The sequence below is a fragment of the Gordonia paraffinivorans NBRC 108238 genome, from assembly GCF_000344155.1.
Lineage (GTDB): Bacteria > Actinomycetota > Actinomycetes > Mycobacteriales > Mycobacteriaceae > Gordonia > Gordonia paraffinivorans.
Window position 1 is genome coordinate 115,288 of sequence record NZ_BAOQ01000008.1, and the last position, 19,768, is coordinate 135,055.

22 protein-coding genes and 1 pseudogene are annotated in these 19,768 nt (G+C 69.1%); 18 read left to right on the forward strand and 5 right to left on the reverse strand.

Features of this window, described 5'->3' with window-relative positions:
• Positions 1–57 precede the first annotated feature (57 nt).
• The 3 genes from tuf (at position 58) to GP2_RS04720 (ending at position 2,949) form a co-directional block, all read left to right on the forward strand.
• A complete protein-coding gene (tuf, locus tag GP2_RS04710) occupies positions 58–1,248 on the forward strand; it encodes an elongation factor Tu (RefSeq protein ID WP_006899328.1) in 1,191 nt (396 codons plus the stop codon).
• 224 nt (positions 1,249–1,472) lie between these two features.
• Positions 1,473–2,135 (forward strand): SHOCT domain-containing protein, encoded by a 663-nt coding sequence (locus tag GP2_RS04715; protein WP_244941143.1) that lies wholly within the window; start codon positions 1,473–1,475, stop codon positions 2,133–2,135.
• A gap of 70 nt (positions 2,136–2,205) precedes the next feature.
• Positions 2,206–2,949, forward strand: coding sequence for an alpha/beta fold hydrolase (locus GP2_RS04720; RefSeq protein ID WP_006899330.1), 744 nt, complete (start codon positions 2,206–2,208; stop codon positions 2,947–2,949).
• A 7-nt stretch (positions 2,950–2,956) separates the two neighbouring features.
• On the opposite strand, the gene GP2_RS04725 is transcribed toward GP2_RS04720, so the two are convergent.
• Positions 2,957–3,895 carry an oxygenase MpaB family protein gene (locus GP2_RS04725; protein WP_006899331.1) on the reverse strand — a complete coding sequence of 313 codons (939 nt, stop codon included), beginning with the start codon at positions 3,893–3,895 and terminating at the stop codon, positions 2,957–2,959.
• Between the two features lie 95 nt (positions 3,896–3,990).
• Here GP2_RS04725 and GP2_RS04730 point away from each other — a divergent pair, with 95 nt between their 5' ends.
• The 10 genes and pseudogenes from GP2_RS04730 (at position 3,991) to GP2_RS04775 (ending at position 11,927) form a co-directional block, all read left to right on the forward strand.
• Positions 3,991–5,019: an o-succinylbenzoate synthase gene (locus tag GP2_RS04730; protein ID WP_006899332.1), complete on the forward strand. Its 1,029-nt coding sequence runs from the start codon at positions 3,991–3,993 to the stop codon at positions 5,017–5,019.
• Positions 5,020–5,121: 102 nt separating this feature from the next.
• Positions 5,122–5,872 (forward strand): annotated as a pseudogene (locus GP2_RS21110) (cytochrome P450).
• A 46-nt stretch (positions 5,873–5,918) separates the two neighbouring features.
• Positions 5,919–6,557 (forward strand): TetR/AcrR family transcriptional regulator, encoded by a 639-nt coding sequence (locus GP2_RS04740; protein WP_006899335.1) that lies wholly within the window; start codon positions 5,919–5,921, stop codon positions 6,555–6,557.
• 92 nt (positions 6,558–6,649) lie between these two features.
• A complete protein-coding gene (locus tag GP2_RS04745) occupies positions 6,650–7,540 on the forward strand; it encodes an SDR family oxidoreductase (protein ID WP_006899336.1) in 891 nt (296 codons plus the stop codon).
• 2 nt (positions 7,541–7,542) lie between these two features.
• A complete protein-coding gene (locus GP2_RS04750; RefSeq protein WP_006899337.1) occupies positions 7,543–8,154 on the forward strand; it encodes an Rv1363c family protein in 612 nt (203 codons plus the stop codon).
• Entirely contained in the window at positions 8,151–8,657 is a 507-nt protein-coding gene (locus GP2_RS04755) for a hypothetical protein (protein WP_006899339.1), read from the forward strand. Before GP2_RS04750 ends, GP2_RS04755 begins: the two co-directional genes overlap by 4 nt.
• A gap of 5 nt (positions 8,658–8,662) precedes the next feature.
• The gene (locus tag GP2_RS04760; protein ID WP_006899340.1) at positions 8,663–9,325 is read left to right on the forward strand and encodes a hypothetical protein; all 663 of its coding nucleotides are present in this window, start codon (positions 8,663–8,665) and stop codon (positions 9,323–9,325) included.
• Positions 9,322–9,906: a hypothetical protein gene (locus GP2_RS04765; protein ID WP_006899341.1), complete on the forward strand. Its 585-nt coding sequence runs from the start codon at positions 9,322–9,324 to the stop codon at positions 9,904–9,906. Before GP2_RS04760 ends, GP2_RS04765 begins: the two co-directional genes overlap by 4 nt.
• A gap of 76 nt (positions 9,907–9,982) precedes the next feature.
• The gene (locus tag GP2_RS04770; RefSeq protein ID WP_040526409.1) at positions 9,983–11,176 is read left to right on the forward strand and encodes an NAD(P)/FAD-dependent oxidoreductase; all 1,194 of its coding nucleotides are present in this window, start codon (positions 9,983–9,985) and stop codon (positions 11,174–11,176) included.
• Positions 11,177–11,183: 7 nt separating this feature from the next.
• Entirely contained in the window at positions 11,184–11,927 is a 744-nt protein-coding gene (locus GP2_RS04775; protein ID WP_006899343.1) for a DNA alkylation repair protein, read from the forward strand.
• An 18-nt stretch (positions 11,928–11,945) separates the two neighbouring features.
• On the opposite strand, the gene GP2_RS04780 is transcribed toward GP2_RS04775, so the two are convergent.
• The 3 genes from GP2_RS04780 to mftR all read right to left on the reverse strand — a co-directional run bounded on the left by GP2_RS04780 (position 11,946) and on the right by mftR (position 14,228).
• Positions 11,946–12,347, reverse strand: a complete 402-nt coding sequence (locus GP2_RS04780) for a DoxX family protein (protein WP_006899344.1) — start codon at positions 12,345–12,347, stop codon at positions 11,946–11,948.
• 54 nt (positions 12,348–12,401) lie between these two features.
• A complete protein-coding gene (locus GP2_RS04785) occupies positions 12,402–13,460 on the reverse strand; it encodes a ferredoxin--NADP reductase (RefSeq protein ID WP_006899345.1) in 1,059 nt (352 codons plus the stop codon).
• Positions 13,461–13,592: 132 nt separating this feature from the next.
• The gene (mftR, locus tag GP2_RS04790) at positions 13,593–14,228 is read right to left on the reverse strand and encodes a mycofactocin system transcriptional regulator MftR (protein WP_040526425.1); all 636 of its coding nucleotides are present in this window, start codon (positions 14,226–14,228) and stop codon (positions 13,593–13,595) included.
• A 173-nt stretch (positions 14,229–14,401) separates the two neighbouring features.
• Here mftR and mftA point away from each other — a divergent pair, with 173 nt between their 5' ends.
• From mftA to GP2_RS04810, 5 genes are all read left to right on the forward strand, one after another.
• Positions 14,402–14,500, forward strand: coding sequence for a mycofactocin precursor MftA (gene mftA, locus GP2_RS21115; RefSeq protein WP_083900191.1), 99 nt, complete (start codon positions 14,402–14,404; stop codon positions 14,498–14,500).
• Positions 14,500–14,871 carry a mycofactocin biosynthesis chaperone MftB gene (mftB, locus tag GP2_RS04795; protein WP_006899347.1) on the forward strand — a complete coding sequence of 124 codons (372 nt, stop codon included), beginning with the start codon at positions 14,500–14,502 and terminating at the stop codon, positions 14,869–14,871. The genes mftA and mftB overlap by 1 nt, the downstream gene beginning before the upstream one ends.
• Before the next feature lie 139 nt (positions 14,872–15,010).
• Positions 15,011–16,291: a mycofactocin radical SAM maturase gene (mftC, locus tag GP2_RS04800; protein WP_006899348.1), complete on the forward strand. Its 1,281-nt coding sequence runs from the start codon at positions 15,011–15,013 to the stop codon at positions 16,289–16,291.
• A gap of 96 nt (positions 16,292–16,387) precedes the next feature.
• Entirely contained in the window at positions 16,388–17,587 is a 1,200-nt protein-coding gene (gene mftD, locus GP2_RS04805; protein WP_006899349.1) for a pre-mycofactocin synthase MftD, read from the forward strand.
• Positions 17,588–17,723: 136 nt separating this feature from the next.
• Entirely contained in the window at positions 17,724–18,536 is an 813-nt protein-coding gene (locus tag GP2_RS04810; RefSeq protein ID WP_006899350.1) for a mycofactocin-coupled SDR family oxidoreductase, read from the forward strand.
• Between the two features lie 117 nt (positions 18,537–18,653).
• On the opposite strand, the gene GP2_RS04815 is transcribed toward GP2_RS04810, so the two are convergent.
• A complete protein-coding gene (locus tag GP2_RS04815; RefSeq protein ID WP_006899351.1) occupies positions 18,654–19,766 on the reverse strand; it encodes a CaiB/BaiF CoA transferase family protein in 1,113 nt (370 codons plus the stop codon).
• Positions 19,767–19,768: the final 2 nt, after the last annotated feature.

A 19,768-nucleotide genomic window follows, 5' to 3' on the forward strand; every position in this document is an offset into this window, starting at 1 on the left:
CAGAAAACCCCTGCTGGGATCCGCCCAGTAGAGCAACTAGTCCAGGAGGACAATCAAGTGGCGAAGGCGAAGTTCGAGCGGACCAAGCCGCACGTGAACATCGGCACCATCGGTCACGTCGACCACGGCAAGACCACCCTGACGGCGGCCATCACCAAGGTGCTGCACGACAAGTACCCGGAACTCAACAAGAGCTTCGCGTTCGACCAGATCGACAAGGCTCCGGAGGAGAAGGCTCGCGGTATCACCATCAACATCTCGCATGTTGAGTACGAGACCGAGAAGCGTCACTACGCGCACGTCGACGCCCCGGGCCACGCCGACTACATCAAGAACATGATCACCGGTGCGGCTCAGATGGACGGCGCCATCCTCGTGGTCGCCGCCACCGACGGCCCGATGCCGCAGACCCGCGAGCACGTGCTGCTGGCCCGCCAGGTCGGCGTTCCCTACATCCTCGTCGCCCTGAACAAGGCCGACATGGTCGACGACGACGAGATCATCGAGCTCGTCGAGATGGAGGTCCGCGAGCTGCTGGCCGCGCAGGACTTCGACGAGGAGGCCCCGGTCGTCAAGGTCTCGGCTCTCAAGGCCCTCGAGGGTGACCCCGAGTGGGTCAAGTCGATCGAGGAGCTCATGGCTGCCGTCGACGAGTCGATCCCGGATCCGGTTCGCGAGACCGACAAGCCGTTCCTCATGCCCGTCGAGGACGTCTTCACCATCACCGGCCGCGGCACCGTGGTCACCGGTCGTGTGGAGCGCGGCGAGATCAACGTGAACGAGGAAGTCGAGATCGTCGGCATCCGCGAGAAGTCGCAGAAGACCACCGTCACCGGCATCGAGATGTTCCACAAGCTTCTCGATTCGGCGCGGGCCGGCGACAACGCGGGTCTGCTGCTCCGCGGCCTCAAGCGTGAGGACGTCGAGCGCGGCCAGGTCATCGTCAAGCCGGGCACCACGACTCCGCACACCGAGTTCGAGGGCCAGGCCTACATCCTTTCGAAGGACGAGGGTGGCCGCCACACCCCGTTCTTCAACAACTACCGTCCGCAGTTCTACTTCCGTACCACGGACGTGACCGGCGTCGTGACCCTCCCCGAGGGCACCGAGATGGTCATGCCGGGCGACAACACCGAGATGAGCGTCAAGCTCATCCAGCCGGTCGCCATGGACGAGGGCCTGCGCTTCGCCATCCGCGAGGGTGGCCGCACCGTCGGTGCGGGTCGAGTCACCAAGATCATCAAGTGATCTTGTCCTGACGCATTGACTCCCTGAGTCGAGAAGGCGCCCCAGTCGCGAAAGCGGCTGGGGCGCCTTTCTTCATGCGGAACGGCGACCCCGAGCACGACCCGATAGCGGATAGCGGATAGCGGATGGATGCCACGTCATCGGCCACGCCCGGACGGGCGGATTCCGGGGGCGTGCGGATCGAAAGCGCTGCTCACCGCGCCGCCGGCGACTACAGTGCGCGCATGACGATGTTCGGGGAAGCAGGGACCGGGCCTCGATTCTCGGGTCCGCTCCTACGGGCCGTCGGCTCCTTCGCGTTCGTGATGCTGTGCGGCATCGTCGGGCCGATCTTCCTGGTCTGCTACTTCGTGTTCGATCTCCCCGAGACCGGGTGGATGCTCTGGACGGGCCTCGGGATCACCGCCCTCGACGTCCTCGTCGGACTCGGCGTGGCATCGCTGGCCTACCAGGGAAGGGCACGCGCGGAACGATTGCGTGCCACGGGCGTCCGAGGCGTCGCCGAGGTGCTCTCGGTCGGCCAGACCGGGGTCCAGATCAACGACGAGCCGCTCATGTCCCTCCGGCTGCGGATCGGCGGATCGGACGTCGTGCCGTTCGAGGTCGGTACCCGCAAGGTGATCCCGCACTACCGGCAGCCCTTGCTGTACCGTCGCCGCCTCGCCGTGCTCGTCGACGCCGAGACGCAGGAGTTCGAGATCGACTGGGACGCGACCGAAAAGCTCGTGATGGGGGACGGGGCCGGCGGGGTGGTCGTCGGCCCGACGAACAGCGGCGGACGCTCGGCCGCCGACCGGCTCGCCTCGCCGGACGAGCTGCGGGCGAGCGGTGTGCTCACCGACGACGAGTACCGTCGCGCCAGGCAGCGGATCGTCGACGAACTGTAGCGACGTGGCGCCGAGGCATCACGGTCAGGTGTGATACGGATCCGAACCGGACAGATCGTAGTCTCGTCTAATGCTTGTGCTGAGTCGTCGGTCCGAACCGGACCTCGCGGTCCGGGTGGCGGGTGAGCCGGACCGGGATGTGCCGGTGGTCCTGGTCCACGGGATGGCGTCGGACCACTCCACCTGGCGTCATCTCGCCGCGGCGCTGCGCCGCGAGGGGCGGCCGGTCGTCAGCGTCGACCTCCGCGGGCACGGGCGCAGCGGCCGTCCCGACGGACCCTATCGCCTCGACGACTTCCGCGACGACCTGGTCTACGTGCTCGACAACCTGGGCATCCACATCGCCGACGTCGTCGGGCACTCGCTCGGCGCCCACACCTCGCTGCGGCTGGCGATGTACGAACCTTCGCGCGTCCGGCGGCTGGTGCTCGAGGAGATCCCGCCGATGCCGCGCGACGAGGACGACCTGTCCGAGGGCGTCACGATGAGTTCGACCCTCGGTGAACGGGTACGCGGGCTGCTCGCGCTCGCGCGTGATCCCATGCCGTACTTGCGGTTCGACAAGCGCATGGGCGAGGAGATCGTCGCCGAGTTCGACGTGTGCGCACCCGACTGGTGGTCGCAGCTGCCGCGCGTGACCGCGTCGACGATGGTCATCTCCGGTGGTGAGCGCAGCTTTCTGCCGCCCCGGCACCTGCGGACCGTCGCCGACGCGCTGTCGGAGTCACGTTTCGTGACGATCGACGCGGGTCACAGCGTGCACCGCGATCGTCGCGACGACTTCGTCCGGCAGGTGCGGGGATTCTTGGCCTGAGCCCGGCTCACGCCGCCGGCTTGTTGTGCAGCCTGCGCGGGTCGACGCCCACCTTCTGCCAGCCCTCGTAGGCCCACGGGACGTAGAGGTACTTCAGCGGCAAGCGGTTGAACAGCGGGTTCATCGCCCGCATGAACGCCGCGAAGCGCTGGAAGTTCTTCTCCTTCTTCTCGTCCCACTCCAAGCCGCAGACGTCGCGCATCTGCTGGGGGAGGGTGCCGACGATGACGGTGCGGATGAAGGCGTTCAGCGGCGCCGAGGCGACCTTCCACACGGGTGCGGGGATCTTCTTCGGTCGAGGCAGACCCTGCCGGATGTAGCCGGTCGCATAGACGACGGTCTTGTGCGGGATGAACCGGTTGAGCATGTCGTCCCAGTACTCGAGGAACTCCTCGTAGGTCTCCGGCTGCCCGCGGTCGCTGACGCCGTAGAGCTGATACCAGACCTTGCTCTCCTCGAAGATCTGCACCTTCTCGGCATAGCTGAGCCGGCGGATGAACGTGTCGGTGATGTAGAGGACCTGGTCGACGAAGGTCGCGTGGGCCCAGTAGAACAGCTCCGGGTTCAGCGCGTGGTAGCGCGAACCGTCGCTGATGGTGCCCTTGATGTCGCGATGGAAGTCGCGGACGGTGCGGCCCCACTTCTCCGGTTCGGTGCTGTAGACGGTCTTCATCACCGGCGGTCCGGTCCGCTTCGCGCGGCCGAGGAAGTCGTCGAAGATGACCGAGTGGTCCAGGACGGCCTGGCCCAGCTGCTCGATGCAGTTCTCGGTGCCGGCGAGACGCTGGAAGCCGAGGATGCCCCGGACGTCGCCGTAGAACTTCCACACCAGTGAGTCGGCGCCGAGGCGGGGCCGGACGATCTCCGCCGCGGCGTCGGGGGTGTCGTCGACGATGACCGGTTCCGCCTCGCGGATGGCGGTGTCGAATCCCTGGTTGACTGACATGAGGCCGAGGGTAGCGGAATTGGAACAAACTGTGAAGGTTGTTTCATTGATTCGTACAACCCTCGTTCAGAGAGGCGTGCGACGAGGAGGGATCCATGGCCGGAGGTGCTCCAGGCGGCAGTGCTCGAGACGGCGGTGTGGCCGGCGACGGGTGGGTGCTCCCGGAGGTCGAGGAGTTGCTGGCGTCGGCGGCGGTCGTCCGCCTCCCGATGCGCACCCGGTTCCGGGGACTGACCGCCCGCGAGACGATGGTCTTCGCCGGGCCCGCCGGCTGGGGTGAGTTCGGCCCGTTCGTCGAGTACGACGACGCCGAGGCGGCCAACTGGCTGCGCGCCGGGATCGAGGCCGCCTGGCTCGGCCCCCCGCCCGCGGTTCACGAGACGGTGCCGGTCAATGCGACGGTGCCCGCGATTCCGGCCGACCAGGTGTCCGAGCTGCTGAAGCGCTATCCCGGCGCGGGCACGGCCAAGGTGAAGGTCGCCGAACCCGGCCAGACACTTGCCGACGACGTCGCACGGGTCGAGGCCGCGCGGGAGATCATCGGCCGCGTCCGCGTCGACGCCAACGGCGGTTGGACGGTGGAGGAGGCGATCACCGCGCTGCGGGCGATCGGCGAGGTCGAGTACGCCGAGCAGCCCTGCAAGACCGTCGAGGAACTCGCGGCGGTCCGTCGCGCGGTGGACGTGCCGATCGCCGCGGACGAGTCGATCAGAAAGGCCGACGACCCGTTCCGCGTGGTCGCGGCCGACGCCGCCGACGTCGCGGTCGTCAAGGTGGCGCCTCTCGGCGGCATGCGCGCGACCCTCTGCCTCGCCGAGACCCTGGGGCTGCGGGTCGTGGTGTCCAGTGCGCTCGACAGCGCCGTCGGCATGGCGGCCGGGGTGGCCGCGGCGGCGGCGCTGGCGGATCTCGACCTCGCCTGCGGCCTCGGGACCGGGTCGCTGTTCACCGCAGACGTGGGCCCGTCGTTCCTGATGCGCGACGGGGTCGTCGAGCCGCGCTGGTTCGGTCCCGACGCGCACCTCGATCTCCGGACCCATGCCGCCGGCGAGGATCGGTGGGCGTGGTGGCTGGACCGGCTGCGCCGGTGCCATCGGATTCTGGAGGGGACCGCGGTCCGTTAGGAACAATCTTGCCGTTTTGTCTCAACTTGACTACGATGCGACCTGGGTCACAATCGTCGGGCCGTCTGGTCCGGTGACGCGGTCGAGTGGAGGGAGATGGCCATGACATCGGTGCTGGCGACCCCGCCCGCGGGCTCCGACCTGAGGCCCGTGCCGTGCTCGCACCGCAACAGCGTGCTCGAGATCATGTCGATGCGACGCGACCCGTTCGCCTTCTCCGACCGCCGGCTCGCCGAGTTCGGGCCGGTGTCGGGACTCGACGCCTTCGGCGTGCAGATGGTGATCAGCGGGAATCCGCGTGCCGCGCAGGAACTCCTGATGAACAAGGAGCGTGCGTTCGCCAACGGTCCGGCCTGGAGCCACTTCATCGGCCCGTTCTTCAACCGCGGCATCATGCTCCTGGACTTCGACGAGCACCGCCACCACCGGCACATCCTGCAGCAGGCCTTCGGCACCACCGCGCTCAAAGGCTACCTGCAGGAGATGCAGCCGATGATCGCCGACCGCGTCGCCGGGCTGCCGGTCGGGACGGTGAAGCTGTTCGAGCAGTTCAAGGCGGCTGGCGAGCCACCGTGACCCGGAGTTCTTCACCAACCCGGACATGTTCGATCCGGAACGCTTCTCGCCGGAGCGCGCCGAGGACAAGTCGCACCGCTTCGCGTGGATGCCCTTCGGCGGCGGCGTCCACAAGTGCATCGGCCTGTATTTTGGCCAGATGGAGATCAAGACGATCTTGCACCACCTGCTCCGCGGGTTCGAGTGGTCGGTCCCCGCCGACTACCGGATCCCGATGGACTACAGCGCGTTGCCCGTGCCCGCAGACAAACTCCCCGTCACCCTGCGACGCCGGTGATCGCGTGGCAGACGATCTCGTGAAGGACGCAGTGAACCCCTCGACCGTGAAGACCCCGACCTCGGACACCCCCGCCGCGAACACCCGCGCGAAGGCCAAGGGCACCCGCAAGGTGCGCAACACCGCCAGCCCCGCAGACCAGGAAGCCGCCATCCTCGCGGCCGCCGGGGCGGAGTTCGCCTCGGTCGGCGTGCGACGGGCCAACGTCGACGAGGTCGCCGCACGGGCGGGCGTCAGCCGCAGCACCCTCTACCGTCGCTTCCCGAACAAGGAGGCCCTGCTCTACGCGGTCGCCAACGACGCCTACGAGCGCGGGATGAAGAAGCTCGAGGAGGCGGTCCGCGGCCTCGGCCCGAGGGAGGCGCTCGTCGAGGCCTTCGCGGTCGGCGCCGAGCTCGTCAAGAACGATCCGCTGCTGAGCCGCATGGTCCTCACCGATGCCGAGGTCAAGAGCATCACCTCGAAGATGACGTCGCTGTTCATCGACATGGTCACCGACCGGGTCGCCGCCACCCTTCGCGAGGAGGGCGCGCAGATGCCCGTGGAGGATCTGCTCGAGGCCGTCGAGATCCATGTGCGCCTGGTCATCTCGCTGCTGGAGACCCCGCCGTCGGACCCGGAACGCAACGAACCCCACCGGGTCCGCGAATTCGCGGCGAAGTTCCTCGCGCCGATGATCTGGTGACCGTGCCGCCCACCACCGCCGGCCGGTAGGCCGGTCGCGATCACCTGTACAACAGAAGACAATCCGAAACGAACACCCCAGGGGGGGAGCCGATGAGCCTGCGCGACAAACTGTCCCGGACGCCGAGCCACGAGGAGATCCGGGCCGCACTGAAGGACAAGGTCGTCGTGGTGACCGGCGGCGCACGCGGCATCGGCTTCGAGACCGCGACCCAGCTCTTCGACGCGGGCGCGAAGGTCGCGATCGGCGACGTCGACGGCGAGGCGGTCGGCAAGGCCGCCGCGGACCTCGGTATCGAGGGCATCGAGGTCGACGTCACCAGGCGTGAGTCCTTCGACGCGTTCCTCACCGAGGTCGAGTCGCGGCTCGGTCCGATCGACGTGCTCGTCAACAATGCCGGGATCATGCCCGTGGGACCGTTCCTGTCCTACGACGACACGATCATCCGGCGCACCTACGACATCGACGTGCTCGGCGTGATCATCGGCTCGCAGGAGGCCGCCCGCCGCATGGTCGCGCGGCGGACCGGTCACATCGTCAACATCGCCTCGACGGCCGGCCGGATCCCCACGCCGGGCCTGACCATCTACAACGGCGCCAAGGCCGCGGTCATCGAGTTCTCCGAGGCGCTCGATGCCGAACTCGGGCCGGAGGGCGTCAAGGTCAGCGCGGTCCTGCCGACCTTCACCCGCACCGCGCTGATCTCGGGTCTGCAGACCAACAAGTTCATCCAGACCGTCGAGCCCGGGGACGTCGCGCGGATCGTCGTGGAGACCATCGCCCGGCCGGTCGTGCGCGTCTACGCCCCGCGTTCGATGGGGTGGGCCGAGTCGTCTCCGCTGTTCCCGCAGTTCATGAAGCGGTTCAGCCGCAAGCTGACCAAGCTCGACTCGATCTTCCTGAACCCGGACCAGCAGGCGCGAGCCGCCTACTCCAGCCGCATCCGCGGGGAGAAGATCGACACCAAGGAGAACCGCCTGTAGTCGTGGCCAGGACTCCCTCGACGATCGCCGCCGCGCGGGCGGCACGACACGAGCTCACCGAGGCGCTCGACGACCTGCACGACCTCGAGGTCGAGGCGGGCCTGCGCCGTCCGGTGCCGCGCCGCCGCGTGCTCCTGCCGATCGCGGCAGCGGCCGTGGCACTGCTCCTCGCGGTGGTGGCCGTGGTCGCGTGGGTGCAGGCGCGTGATGCCTACACCGACGCCGACTACGAGCGGGCGGCCGCCGAGCGGGTCTCGGTGCTGATCGCGCCGGATCACCGGGATCCGCGCCGCGCACAGAAGATCCTGGCCGGTGCGACGGGCGCCTTCCACGACGAGTTCGCCCAGTCCGCCGACGCCTACACGACGTTCGTCAAGGACAAGGGCGCGGTGTCGCGGTCGTGGGTGGACGGCACCGGGGTGTCGGCCCGCAAGGGCGACGCCGCAACGGTTCTCGTCGCAGCGACCGTGGTCTTCGGCGGTGACGCCGTATCAGAGGGCCCTGCGGCAGAGGGGGAAACGGCAGAGGGAGAGGCGCGTCGGTTTCGCCTGCGGGTGCTGGTGGAACCCGCCGGCGGCGCGCTGAAACTCGGGGCGGTGCAATACCTCCCATGACACGAGCCCGTACCGACGCACCGATCTCGGTGACCGCTGCCGCCGTGCGGATCGCGGTGGCGATCGTCATCCTCGCCGGGGCACTGACGGCGGCCGGATTCGCCTGGCGCGCCGACCGTTCCGCAGCGCAGGTCGAGCAGAGCCGCGCGTCTCTGCACGACGCGGCGGGAACCGTCGTGGCCGAGGTCTTCTCCGTCGACGCCGCGCGGTGGCGGCAGGACCGGGCACGGGCTCGGGAGCACGTCACCGGCGAGTTCCTCGAGAACTACGGCGGGCAGCTCGAGCGTCCGCCGGCGGACGGCGCCGTGTCGATCGTCTGGCGTCCCGAGGCGGTGGCCGTCGTGGACGCCGGCGCCGAGGAGGGGCAGGCACTCATCCGGGCCGCGGTGACCGTGCGGTCCGCGGCAGCGGCCGAACCCGCCACCACGCGGCGGTCGGTGCTGGCCCGCTTCGTGAAGGTCGACGACTCGTGGCGACTGGCCGCGGCGGACGTGATCGGATGACGACGATGGGAACCGAGCAGGACTCCGCCCGGGTGCAACTCGCCCGGACCCGCGTAGAGGAGGCCACGCGGGCCGCCCGCCTCGCCGTGATCGCCGCGACCCCGCAGTTGCGCGCCAGGGCGCTACGGCGCACGCGGTACCTGCGGATCGGCCTGTACGCGGTGGCGGCACTGGTGGTCGTCCTGCTCGTCGCGACCGCGGTCGCGGCATGGCAGGTTCGAGGCCACGATCGCGAGGCCGAGTTGCAACGGAATGTCCTGGCGTCGGCGCGGGAGGCGATCACGAGCATGCTCACCGCCGATCCCGACCGTGCCGGGGCCTACGTCGACGAGGTGCTCGCGGTCAGCACCGGACCCCAGCGCGAGCGCATCGAGAAGGCCCGCGACGTGCTCACGGCCGAGGTGGCCGGCCAGCCCGGTCCCAGTGTGGGGCAGGTGGTCTCGGCCGGGCTGGTCACCGATCCGGAATCCGACGACGAGGGTGCCCGGGCAGGTGTCCTGGTGGTCGCCGACGCGACGAACCCGGTGCTTCTCGGCGGGCGGCCCGACGACGGCGGGGAGAACCCCGGCGCGGACGCCGTCGACACCACCGCCGAACGTCTCACCGCGACCCTGACCATGGAGCGCACCGGCGACGGCTGGAAGATCGCCGAGGCGAGGCTGTCATGACAGAGCCGTTGCCCCCGCGGATGGGACGCCGCCTGCGCCGGCGCCTCGTCGCCGTCCGCGTCGTCACGGTCGTGGCCTTGCTCGTCGCGCTGATCGCGGGGATCGGGCTCCTACGTACGCCGTCGGGGCCCGATGAGGCCGAGCGGGCGTCGATACTCGATGCCGCCCGTACCTCGGTCGAGTCGCTGATGACGTTCGCCCCCGAGGACCCCGCGAAGCGGCGTCGGGAGACCGACGCGCAACTGGCCGATCCGCTGCGCCTGGAGTACCGGGGGCGCGGCGCGGACGTCGTCCTCCCGGGCGCGCAGGCGTCGTCGATCACGATGACCACGACGGTCGTGGGCGCGGGCCTGTCGGATCTCGCCGGCGACCGGGCGCGGGTGCTGGTGTTCGTCGACCAGATCGCGACCGTCGGCGAAGCGGGAAGGCCCACCGGCGGTGGCGAAAAACCCATGGACTCCAGGGAATCGGCCGCCGCAGGAGGTGAGAAGACCTCTTCCGCGAGGTGGGCTCTTATGCGTAAGGTCAACGGGAATTGGCTGTTGTCCGATCTGCAGCCGGTCGGAGACGTGACCCGCTGAGCCACCTGCCGCAGCGCCGCCGGACCCGGCGGCCGCACCGGCCGGGTGAGTGCGTGAAGCGGGGAGAGGGGACGAGATGAGTGGATCGACCGCCGGAGTGGTCATCGTGGGCGCCGGACTGGGCGGGATCCGTGTCGCGGAGAACCTCCGCAACAACGGCTACACCGACCCGATAACCCTGGTCGGTGCCGAGACGCATCCACCGTATGACCGTCCGCCGCTGTCGAAGTCGGTGCTGCTCGGCAAGGACGACCGGGTGGACCTCAAACCCGCGGAGTTCTACGACGAGGCCGGCATCACCCTGCGCCTCGGCTCTGAGGTGACGGCCGTGTCGCCGTCGGACAAGACGATCACCCTGGCCTCGGGCGAGAGCATCGCCTATGACCACCTGGTGCTCGCCACCGGCCTGGAACCGCGTCCGTTCCCCGGCCTGGCGGACCGCGTCGAGGGCGTCCACATGATCCGTACCTACGACGACGCCGTCGCGCTGCGGGAGCAGATCGACTCGGCGACCGACGCCGTCGTCATCGGGGCCGGCTTTATCGGTTGTGAGGTCGCGGCCAGTCTCACCGCACGTGGTCTGAAGGTCGCCCTGGTCGAACCGGCCCCCACGCCACTGGCTCTCGCACTGGGCGAGGAGATCGGCGCGCTCGTCGCGCGTCTGCACACCGACAACGGCGTCGATCTCCGGACCGGGGTGGGGGTCGCCGAGATCGTCGCCCCCGACGGCGCGGTGCGCGCGGTCACGCTCGACGACGGCACCGAGCTGCCCGCCGACATCGTGGTCGTCGGCATCGGCTCGATCCCGGTGACCGGCTTCCTCGAGGGCTCCGGAATCGAACTCGCCGACCGCGCCCACGGCGGTGGGATCGCCTGCGACGCAACCGGACGCACCAGTGCTGCGGACGTCTACGCGGTCGGCGACGTCGCCAACTGGCTCGAGGACGACACGCCCCGCCGCGTCGAGCACTGGAACCACACAGTCGACCAGGCATCGGTGGTGGCCCACCAGATCATTGGTGGCGACGACGCCGTCGTGTCGGCGGTCCCGTACTTCTGGAGCGATCAGTTCGACCTCAAGATCCAGGTGCTCGGCGCACCACGGCCCGACGACGAGGTCCACGTCGTCGACGACGACGGCAAGAAGTTCCTGGCCTACTACAGTCGCGACGGCATCCTCACCGCCGTCGTCGGGGCGGGCAAGGTCGGCGCGGTCATGAGGACCCGGCCGAAGCTGCAGACGCCGACCCCCGTCGCCGATCTCCGCTAGGGCGCCGGTGGGTGCCGACCTCACGGCGGAAGCGGTCGTCGCGGCGGCCGCGGAGCTCGCCGATCCCGAGCGCGCGGCCGACCTGGCCAGGTTCTTCCAGGCCCGCCCGGGCGGCTACGGCGAGGGTGACGAGTTCATCGGATTGAAGGTGCCGCAGCAGCGTGCGATCGCCAGGCGGTTCCGCGGGATCGCGCCGGACGAGGTCGTCCGCCTGCTCGATTCCCCGGTCCACGAACACCGGTTGATCGGGTTGTTCCTGCTGCGCGGCGAGTTCGAGAGGGCCCTGAACAGGCGATCCGGGCCGGACCGGGATGCCGCGAGGCGCTGGGTCGAGGTGTACCTCGATGCCGTGCGTCGCGGTCGCGTGAACAACTGGGATCTGGTGGACTCGTCCGCCGACCCGGTGCTGGGGGAGTGGTGCCACCATCTCGGCCAACTCGATCCCATCCTCGAACATGCTGCGCACCAGGACCTCTGGCTCCGGCGCGTCGGGATCATCGCCACCTTCGCCCACCTCAAGCACGGCGACGCCACGGCGCTGCTCGCCGTGGCGCCACTGGTGCGCGACGACCGTCGGGACCTCGTCCAGAAGGCGTTCGGGTGGATGCTGCGCGAGATGGGCAAGCGCGTCGACGAGCAGCTCCTCCTCGACTATCTCGAGGCCAACGCATCGCAGATGGGACGTACCGCCCTGACCTACGCCCTCGAACATCGGAGCCCGCAGGAGCGGGCGTACTACCGGTCGTTGTGACCGTCTGCCGGCGCTCGGCTAGCTGCCGCGTGCCACCCGCAGCGCGGCCCAGATCATCGGGAACTGGAACGGGAGACGCGCCAGGGCGACGATCTTGTAGGGCAGCGGCCTGTCCCACCACAGCCGCACCATGTTGAGGTTCGCCGGATACACCGCGATGAACAGCAGTGCCGAGAGATACCCTGCCGCCCGGCGGGTCCGGGGCGCGAGAAGGGCTGTGCCCAATCCGATCTCGGCGACGCCGGACAGGTAGGTGAGGGTGCGCGGATCACCCGGGATCTCCTCGGGGACGATCTCGTCGAACGGCTCGGGAGCCGCGAAGTGGAGCGCGCCGATGCCGAGCAGCATCGCTGCCAGCGCACGGGCGAGCGCGGCGGGATCCGATCGAAGGCGTGAGAGTCTTCCGACGACGGTGGTCATGCGATCGGGCTCCTTCGGTGTCGGTGTCGTCTCACGCTGCCACGCCGGCGGTGCTCAGAACTCGATCTTCAGCGAATCCGAGGTGGGCCGGGCCTGGCAGCCGAGGATGTAGCCGTCCTCGATGTCCTCGGGGTCGAGGGCGCCGGTGTTCTCCATCTCGACGGTGCCCTCGGTGAGAGTGCATGCGCACGAGCCGCATTCGCCCTCCTGGCAGGAGTACGGGGCGTCGAGTCCGGCGGCGAGCATGACGTCGACGAGCGTCCGCTTGCGCGGCCAGCTGAGCTTGTGGGTCTCCCCGTCGAGCTCCACCTCGACCGTCGCCGCGTCGGCCGCCTCCTCCTCGGTGACCTCGTCGAGTTCGACGTCGGCGAACGGGTCGCCGGACAGCGAGTTGTACACCTCGGTGTGGACGTTGTGGTGGGGGAAGTTCGCCTGCGTGAGCGCCTTGTGCACGGCGTCCATGAACGGCCCCGGCCCGCAGAGGTAGGCGACGTGGGTGCTCGAGTACGGGGCGAAGACGGACGCCAGGGCGTCGGCGGTGGGCAGGCCCTGAAGCGACTCCAGCCAGTGGATGACGGTGAGCCGATCGGCATGGGCGTGCAACAGATCCCGGAGCTCCGCGGCGAAGATGACGTCGTTCTCGGTGCGGTTGGCATAGAAGAACACCAGTGGCGCGCTGCTCTTCTGGAGCGCGGCCTTGAGGATCGACATCACCGGCGTCACGCCGCTGCCGGCGGCGATCAGAAGGAGCGGGTCGTCGTAGGACTTGGGGGTGAACACGCCGGATGGCGGGAGCACCTCGATCTGCGAGCCGGGGGTCAGGTTGTCGCACACCCAGTTGGAGCCGTACCCGTCGACGGTGCGCTTCACGGTCACCTTGGGGCGGGCGTCGGTGAACGGCGACGAGGCCAGCGAGTAGCAGCGGGCCACCGATCCGGTCAGGTCGCTGGGGATGCGGAGGGTGAGGAACTGGCCGGGCTTGTAGTCGGTGAAAGCGGCCGACGACGCCTCGGGCACCTCGAACTCGAAGGACTTCGCATCCGACGTCTCGTCGATCACCTCGGCCACGGTGAGGATCACGCTCCGTGAACCATGAGGGGTCAGGTCAGACATGTGGCAGCTCTCCGACGTCGAGGACCGGGCGGACCCGGGCCGAATTAGAACACGTTCTAGTTCAGGATAACCCACCGGGTGGGAGCACCACGAGGGCGTGCACCCCGCCAGCCTAGCCAGCCGGGCGCGCCGTCAACGAGGGGCGTCGGCGGCGGTGAGTGCGGCGACACCGTCGGCCATGGCGCGCGCGCCCGTCTCGATCAGTTCCTCGAGATCGCTGCCGGGGTGGGCGAGCCACTGCTCGTAGGCGGCGAGCGCGGCGCCCAGGGACAGCCAGCCGACGGTCTGGGGGAGGTGGTCGTCGGGCCTCATGTGCAGACGTGCGGCACAGAATCCCGCGATGACCTGGCGCCAGTCGGCGTACATGATCATCGAATGCGCTTGCAGGGCCGGGACGCCCAGCAGCAGCGACATCCGGCGGCGGTGATTGTCGATCTCCTCGGGCGGGACGCGGTTGAACGAGACCAATGCCTCGACGAGGGCGTCGGCCATCGGGATGTCGTCGGGGATGCGTGCGAGGAGTTCGCGCAGTTCGTCGAGGTGGGCGTCGAACTCGCCCCAGGGGATCTCGTTCTTCGACGAGTAGTACCGGAACAGGGTGCGGCGGGCGATGCCGGCGGCCTCGGCGATGTCGTCGACGCTGGTCTCGTCGAATCCCCGGGTGGAGAAGAGTCGGATCGCGACAGCGCTGATCCGCGCCCGGGACGAGATGGGACGCCGCCCGGGTGTTGGGCGATGCGGACGCGCGTCCGACTGCTTGGTGGTCATCGACAGCACACCCTATGAGACCTGCTCGCGGCTGACGAGAGCGTTGGCGGAATACGGGGCCTTCGACCTGTCCGTTGGGACAGTTTCGGCCGCGCCTCTGGTTTTCTGCACCGGGTGCCACTACAGTCTCACGTGATCGCAGTCACGATCAACCGTCAAGAGAGGAATGGATCATGGCAGATCAGTCCCCGGTGAACAGCCAGAACGAGGAGCTCATCGCCGAGTCCCTCGTCGAAGAGGTGTCGATCGACGGGATGTGCGGGGTCTACTGATGTCGGCCCCGACATCGAATCCGACCTCCGGCGGCCGCGCTCCGGCCGCCGGGGTCCGGTTCGACACCCCCGAGACCGGCGCGACATCTCCCGGCGATCAGGGCTTCGACGCCCTCGCCGCATGGGAGCTCAACCCGAAGGTGGCCCTGCGGCCCGAACCGTTCGGAGCCCTGCTCTACCACTTCGGCACCCGCAAGCTCTCGTTCCTGAAGAACCTGACGGTGGTGGGCATCGTGCAGTCCCTCGCCGATCACGATTCCGCCGAGGCCGCGCTGGCCTCCGCCGGGATCACCCCCGCGCAGCGGCCGTTGTACGTGCAGGCGCTCACCACGCTCGCCGACAGCGGGATGATCACCCGCCGCGCCGCCTGAGCCCCTCGTGAACCCCGTCGCCGCACCACGTCGACAGCCCCGACGAGCCGGCGACGCCGGCCGGATCGCGATCCGGCCGCACCGGCCGCTTCCGTAGTCCCGCAGACCCCAGTCCAGCCCAGACCTTAGGACCGCCACGATGACCACCATCGAGATGCCGCCCACCGCAACAGGACTCCTGACCCCGCCGCCCGTGGCCGACCAGCCCCCCAAGGTCGGCCGGCTCGTCGACCAGTTCGAGCGCGGCCTCGACGCGCCGATCTGCCTCACCTGGGAGCTGACGTACGCGTGCAATCTCGCCTGCGTGCACTGTCTGTCGTCGTCGGGCAAGCGCGACCCGCGCGAGCTGTCGACCGAGCAGTGCAAGGCGATCATCGACGAGCTGCAGCGCATGCAGGTCTTCTACGTCAACATCGGCGGCGGTGAGCCGACCGTGCGCCCGGACTTCTGGGAACTCGTCGACTACGCCACCAGCCATCAGGTGGGAGTCAAGTTCTCCACCAACGGATTGCGCATCGACAAGAAGGTCGCCGCGCGTCTGGCGGCGTCGGACTACGTCGACGTGCAGATCTCGCTCGACGGCGCGACCGCCGAGGTCAACGACGCCGTGCGCGGTCCGGGCTCGTTCGACATGGCCGTGCGCGCACTGGAGAACTTGGCCGAGGCCGGGTTCAAGGACGCGAAGATCAGCGTCGTCATGACGCGGCAGAACGTCGCCCAGCTCGACGAGTTCAAGGCGCTGGCGGATCGGTACGACGCCACCCTGCGCATCACCAGGCTGCGTCCGTCGGGGCGCGGCGCCGACGTCTGGGACGACCTGCACCCGCTGCCGGAGCAGCAGCGCGAACTCTACGATTGGCTTGTCGCACACGGTGACCGCGTGCTGACCGGCGACTCGTTCTTCCATCTGTCGGCCTTCGGCTCCGATTCCGGCGGCGGCCTGCCCGGCCTCAACCTGTGCGGCGCGGGTCGCGTCGTCTGCCTCATCGACCCAGTCGGCGACGTCTACGCGTGCCCCTTCGCGATCCACGAGAACTTCCTCGCGGGCAACATCCTCACCGACGGCGGATTCCAGGAGATCTGGCAGCGCTCGGATCTGTTCACCGAACTCCGCGAGCCGCAGAACGCCGGCGCCTGCACCAAGTGCGCGCACTTCGACGCATGCCGGGGCGGCTGCATGGCGGCCAAGTTCTTCACCGGGCTGCCGCTGGCCGGCCCCGACCCCGAGTGCGTCCAGGGGTACGGCGAGGAGCTGCTCGCCGGTGAGCGCGTGAAACCGACCGCGAACAAGGATCATTCGCGCGGCACCCCGCTCACCCTGATGACCCGGCGGCCCGACGGCGACCTCGCGCCGGTCGGCCGGCCCACCAAGTCCTGTGACGAGAACCCGCTGGCCGGGTTCGATCCTGCCGCCCGGTAATCCACCGGCGGCCGACCGTGAACCGGACCGTCCACCGGGGAAGCGACCGAGCATCCCTGGCGACGGCCCGTGTCCGAGAAGAAGAGTGAGTGACAAATGGCTCTCAACCCCTGGGCGAAGAACCCGTGGTTCGAAACGGTCACCGAGGCGCAGCGCCGTGCGAAGAAGCGCCTGCCGAAGTCGGTGTACTCGTCGCTGGTCGCCGGCACCCAGGCCGGTGTGACCCTCGACGACAACGTCAAGGCGTTCTCCGAACTCACCTGGGCGCCGCATGTCGTGGGCGCTCAGGCCGAGCGCGAGATGGCGACCTCGGTGATGGGCCAGGACATCTCGTTCCCGGTCATGATCTCGCCGACCGGCGTGCAGGCCGTCGACCCCGACGGCGAGGTCGCCGTCGCCCGCGCCGCCGCCGCCCGTGGCACCGCGATGGGCCTGTCGAGTTTCGCCTCGCACCCCGTCGAGGAGGTCACGGCGGTCAACGACAAGATCTTCTTCCAGATCTACTGGCTCGGCAGCCGCGACGACATCCTCATGCGCGCCGAGCGTGCCAAGGCGGCCGGCGCCAAGGGCCTCATCGTGACCACCGACTGGGTGTTCAACGTCGGCCGTGACTGGGGCAGCCCGGAGATCCCCGAGAAGGTGAACCTCAAGGCCCTCGTGCGACTCGGTCCGGAGATCGCGGTCAAGCCGCGCTACGCACTCGATTGGGTCAAGGGAGGCAAGGTCACCATCCCCGACCTCACCGCGCCCAACCTGACGCCGCAGGGCGTTCCGGGACCGACGTTCTTCGGCGCCTACGGCGAGTGGATGAACACCCCGCCGCCCACCTGGGAGGACCTGAAGTGGCTGCGTGAGCAGTGGGACGGCCCGTTCATGGTCAAGGGCATCACCCGGCTCGACGACGCCAAGCGGGCCGTCGACATCGGCGCCACGGCCATCTCGGTCTCCAACCACGGCGGCAACAACCTCGACGGCACGCCCGCGACCATCCGCCTGTTGCCCGACATCGCCAAGGCGGTCGGCAACGACCTCGAGGTCCTGCTCGACGGCGGCATCCGCCGCGGCAGCGACGTCGCCAAGGCGCTCGCGCTCGGCGCCAAGGCGGTCATGATCGGTCGCGCCTACCTCTGGGGTCTCGCGGCCAACGGTCAGGCGGGCGTGGAGAACGTGCTCGACCTGATGCGCATGGGTCTCGACGGGGTTCTGATGGGCCTCGGGCAGAAGAGCATCCACGACCTGTCCCCCGAGGACCTGCTCATCCCCGACGGCTTCACCCGCGCCTTCGGCACGGACTGAGCCGCGCGGCCGGCACGCGCCGCTTGCCGTGGCCGCATCGCATCCCGCCCGCCGCCCGGATCCCCGCAGATCCGGCCGGCGGGCGGAGTGCGTTCAACACCCCGGGCACCCAACTAGAACGTGTTACAGTTCTGCCATGGGACAGTTCGACGGCAAGGTCGTCTACATCACCGGCATCGCCCGTGGTCAGGGCCGCAATCACGCGGTCCGCTTCGCCCGTGAGGGGGCTTCGATCGTGGGCCTGGACATCGCGGGTCCGATCATCGACCACGCGACCTACCCCCCGGCCACGCGCGAGGATCTCGACGAGACCATCCGCCTCGTCGAGGAGGCGGGCGGAAAGATCATTGCGCGGCAGGGTGATACGCGCGATCTCGCCTTCCAACAGCAGCTCGTCGCCGACGCCGTGGAGCAGTTCGGCCGCCTCGACCACGTCATCGCCAACGCCGGCGTGCTGACGTGGGGGAGTGTCTGGGAGCTGAGCGAGGAGCAGTTCGGCGACGTCGTCGACATCAACCTGGTGGGCTCCTGGAAGACCCTGAAGGCCACGGTGCCGGCGATGCTGGAGGCCGGCAACGGCGGATCGATCACGATCATCAGCTCGGTCGCAGGTCTCAAGCCGATGCCGTTTCAGGCGTCGTACTCGGCGTCGAAGGCGGGCCTCATCGGGCTGGCGCAGTCCGCGGCCAAGGAGCTCGGCCAGCACCGTATCCGCGTCAACAGCGTGCACCCGTACGCGGTCAACACCCCGATGGGCGTGGCCGACACCGAAGCCCATCGGCTCTTCGGAATCCCCTGGGTCGGACCCCATTTCGCATCGATGCTGGACTACCACCCGGTCGCCTCGCTCGACGAGATCTCCGACGCGGTGCTCTACCTCGCGTCCGACTCCGCCAAGGGCATCACCGGCGCGGAGTTCCAGATCGACATGGGGCACTCGAAGGTCTGAGCCCGCGCGCGGACGCCGACGCCCGACGTCGGTTCCGGACAAGCGAGAACGCCGCTGCCGGCGTGAGAGTCCACCAGGGATCTCACGCCGGCAGCGGCGTTCGCGCGCGGGCTCGGGTCAGTCGGCCCAGAGGGTCTTCGGGTCGACGGCCTCGGTAGCCGGGGGCTCCGGCGTCTCCGGCTTGGTGCGCGAGAAGCGCGGGGCGACCTGCGCCTGGGTGACCCCGTCGATGTCGACGAGATTCTCGCGGGCGGCCATGTGCGGATCCTGCGGCGCCTCGGCGAACGTCAGGACCGGGGAGACGCACGCGTCGGTGCCGTCGAAGATCTCCGCCCACTCGTCGCGGGTGCGGGTCTTGAAGGTCTCGGTGAAGATCTCCTTGAGCTTGCCCCAGTTGGCGAAGTCGTTCTGCTCGGGGATGTCGGCGTCGGACAGGCCCAGTCCCTTGATGAACTCCGCGTAGAACTGCGGCTCGATGGCGCCGACGGCCATGTACTTGCCGTCGGAGGTCTCGTAGACCTCGTAGTAGGGGGCGCCGGTGTCGAGCATGTTCACGCCGCGCCGGTCCTGCCACAGGCCGGTGCCGCGGAACGCCCACATCATCTGTCCCAGAACGGAAGCCCCGTCGACCATCGCGGCGTCGACGACCTGTCCCTTGCCGGACACCCCGCGCTCGAGGAGGGCGGCGAGGATGCCGACGACGAGGAACATCGACCCGCCGCCGAAGTCGCCGACCAGGTTGAGCGGCGGCACCGGACGATCGTCGGCGCGGCCGATCGCGTGCAGCATGCCGGTCAGCGAGATGTAGTTGATGTCATGGCCGGCGAGGTTCGCGCGCGGGCCGTCCTGGCCCCAGCCGGTCATGCGGCCGTAGACGAGTCCCGGGTTGACCTTCTCGAGGTCCTCGGGGCCGAATCCGAGGCGCTCCATGACGCCCGGACGGAAGCCCTCGATGACGACGTCGGCCTTGGCGACGAGGTCGAGGATCGTGGCGCGATCGGTCTCGTCCTTCAGGTTGGCCTCGACCACCTTGCGTCCGCGCAGCAGGGCATCGGCCTTGCGGCCGGGCTGGGGGAGACCGCCGGGCCGCTGGACGCGGACCACGTCGGCGCCGAGGTCGGCCAGCAACATCGCGGCGTGCGGACCCGGTCCGATACCCGCGAACTCGATGACGCGGATCGAGCTCAGCGGGCCGGACTTTCCGCTGGTGTGTGCTGTCGTACTGCTCATGT